The sequence below is a fragment of the Aminobacter sp. P4_H6_2 genome, from assembly GCF_056400805.1.
Window position 1 is genome coordinate 1 of sequence record NZ_JBFUKO010000628.1, and the last position, 3,032, is coordinate 3,032.

2 protein-coding genes and 1 pseudogene are annotated in these 3,032 nt (G+C 62.1%); 2 read left to right on the forward strand and 1 reads right to left on the reverse strand.

What is annotated here, in order from left to right; genetic code table 11:
• Positions 1–371 (forward strand): annotated as a pseudogene (locus tag AC1DUU_RS27695) (serine hydrolase domain-containing protein); the annotation flags it as partial.
• 19 nt (positions 372–390) lie between these two features.
• Positions 391–1,569 (forward strand): serine hydrolase domain-containing protein, encoded by a 1,179-nt coding sequence (locus AC1DUU_RS27700; RefSeq protein ID WP_476786556.1) that lies wholly within the window; start codon positions 391–393, stop codon positions 1,567–1,569.
• Positions 1,570–1,571: 2 nt separating this feature from the next.
• Here AC1DUU_RS27700 and AC1DUU_RS27705 read toward each other — a convergent pair whose 3' ends face one another.
• Positions 1,572–2,558 carry a LysR family transcriptional regulator gene (locus AC1DUU_RS27705; RefSeq protein ID WP_476786557.1) on the reverse strand — a complete coding sequence of 329 codons (987 nt, stop codon included), beginning with the start codon at positions 2,556–2,558 and terminating at the stop codon, positions 1,572–1,574.
• Positions 2,559–3,032: the final 474 nt, after the last annotated feature.

Consider the following 3,032-nt stretch of genomic DNA (forward strand, 5'->3'; position numbering starts at 1 on the left):
GTGCTGGCTACGCGCTGGCTGACGGCGGCTTCAACGCGACGCTGCGAGATTATGCCCGCTTCGGCCAGACGATCCTGGAAGATGGTGCTGGCATTGTGCCGGCCGCGTGGATCGCCGAGACCCGTCAGGGCGTGCACGGCCCCGATTACAGTGCTTCGATGCCAGAAGGCAGCTACCGCAACCAGTTCTGGATCGAGGATCCACGCTCGCGTGCACTGATGTGCCGGGGTGTATTCGGGCAGTTGATCCATATCGACAGGGACAGCAGGATGGTGACGGTGAAGTTGTCGACCTGGCCCGACTTCACCTCGGTGCCCTATTCGGTGGCGACCTTGAAGGCCGTGCACGCGATTTCGGCGGCATTGGCCTGAATATAGAAGGGAAAAGATCATGACGTCATCCACCTTGTTCGAGCGGACTTTCGGCTTTGGCCGCAGCGATGTGACGCTCGCCAACTGGCGCGAGGAGCCTTACAGCCGCTGGGCCTTCCAGAATGTCGGCGAGATGGTGCGCAGCGCACGGATTTCAGCCGATGAAGGCCATGTGAAAGAGACGCCGGTCGACCTCGGCGGGCTGCTTGCCGAAAACGTTGCGATCAATGGCCGGAACGAGACGGTAGCGGGCTTCCTTGAGCGCTCGTCGACGGACGCTCTGGTGGTGATGAAGAAGGGAGGCTTCGTCGGCGACTGGTTCGCACCAACAATGCGGCCGGATGCGCGACATATCATCTTTTCGATCTCGAAGTCGCTGACGGCAATCCTTGCGGGCGCGCTGGAGGCCGACGGCAAGCTCGACCCGAACGCGCCCGTCACCACCTATGTGCCCGAAGCCAAGGGCTCGGTATATGCCAATGCGACGGTGCGGCACGTGCTCGACATGACCGTCAGCCTCGATTTCGAGGAAGCCTATCTCGATCCCGAAAGTGCGTTTGCCCGCTATCGCCGTGCCACTATGTGGAACCCCGGCGGTGGGGCCGAAACGCTGCGCGAATTCCTGGTCACGCTGCAGCAGCTGGACGAGCCGCACGGAAAGACCTTCCGCTACCGTTCGCCCAATTCCGACCTGCTCGGCATCATCGTGGAGCGCGCTTCAGGTCAGCGCTATGCCGACCTGATGTCGGAGAAGCTGTGGCGGCCGCTTGGCGCAAAGCGCGACGGCTTCGTGACCGTCGATGGCGAGGGCTCGGCGCGCGCCGCCGGCGGTGTGTCGGTGGCGACGCGTGATCTTGCCCGCGTTGGTGAAATGATGCGGCAGGGCGGTATGGCTGCAGGTGGGCGGGTCGTGCCGCAAGCCTGGGTCGACGATACAATCCATGGCGGTCACGCTGAGGCCTGGCAGCGCGGCGATATGGTCAACCTGTTTGCCAATGGCCGCTATCGCAACAAGTGGTACCAGAGCGGCAACAACGCCAATGCCTATTGCGGCATCGGCATTCACGGCCAGTGGCTCTATGTCGACGAGAAGGCCGAAGTCGTCATCGCCAAGATGTCGTCGCAGGCGCTGCCGGTCGATGATCCGCTGGATCTCGACAATGTGGCGTTCTTCGAAGCGCTTTGCGAGAAGGTTTGAGGTCAGGCGATCTCCCGCAGGATATGATCGTACAGCAGCTGCGCTGTCGGTGACAATGTGCGGCCGCGCACCATGATCAGGCTATAGGGCTGGACGTTGATCTCGAAGGCGATCGGCAGGATTTCGATTGCCCCAGCCAACCCGCTCTCGCTGTTGACGAATTTGGCGACGTCGACGGCGATCGGGGCGATGGCGTCGGACTGAGACACCATCACCAGCGTCAGCAGCAGCGAACTGGTGTTGAGGATGCGGTCAGGCATGCGGACGTTGCGGCTCATGAAAATGCCCTGCACCGTCTGGCGCAGCAGCGATCCGCCGGGCTGGAACACCCAGTCGAATTCAGCGAGACGCTCCAACGGGACGGTGCCGGAACCAGCCAGCGGATGGCCGCGCCGGACGATCAGGCAAGCTTTTTCGATGCCGATAATGCGGCTTTCAAACAGGCGCGGGTCCAAGTCGTCGGGAATGCGGGCGATGATGAAGTCGTGGCGCGAGGCGAGCAGTTCGCGCGCCAGCACCGCACTCGTTTCGATCTGAACGGAAATCTCGATGCGCGGGTAGCGCTGGCGGATCTTTCGGATGGCGGGCACTGCGAGTTCAATCGCCGGTGCGGTCACGGCACCCATGACCACGGAACCGCCTTTGCCTGATTTGAGATCGGAAATTTCACGGTCGACCTGCTGCATTTCAAGCAGGATGGCGCGGCCGCGACGGGCAAGGGCTGCACCATAAGGCGTCAGCCTGATGCCACGCGGCAGCCGGTCGCAGATCTGTACCCCGAGGATGTCCTCGATCTCGGAGATCATGCGCGAGGCAGCCGGCTGGGACATGTTCATGACCTGGGCGGCGGCGCTGATCTGGCCGTGATCCTCAAGGGCGACGACCAAACGCATGTGCCTGAGCTTGAGGCCGCTGCGCAGCAGCGTCTCGCTTTCGCTGAGACGAACGCTCAGACCCTGCATCCGCACGTCGACCGGGATGTCGACCATGGGTTCAGCCCCTCCCAAGGCCGTTGCGCGGGCTTCGTGCCCTCGTCATCAAACATACCAGAAATGATATGAGAAACATCTAAGATTGCATTTGACTGTTATGTCGTACTCCATAATTCTGGTGGCCGTCGCGAGTTCGATACAATCCAGCCGGGCGCTGGAGCATCGAGCGGAGGAAACGCAGGGCTCGCGGCTCTTTGGGAGAATGTTGCACAAACTGGCTTTGCCGCGCCGTTCATGGCGGGGCCACGCGCGAGCGCTTGCGTCCGCGCGCCGGCACTTCACAAGGGAGAGAGAAGTGAAGATCATCAAGACGTTCGTGGCCGCGCTCGCGGTCAGTCTGGCTGCCATGTCCTACCAGGCGCACGCCCAGGACAAGGGCACCGTCGGCATTGCCATGCCGACCAAGTCTTCGCTGCGCTGGATCAGCGACGGCAACGAACTGGTCGCAGCACTCAAGGCAAAGGGCTACAA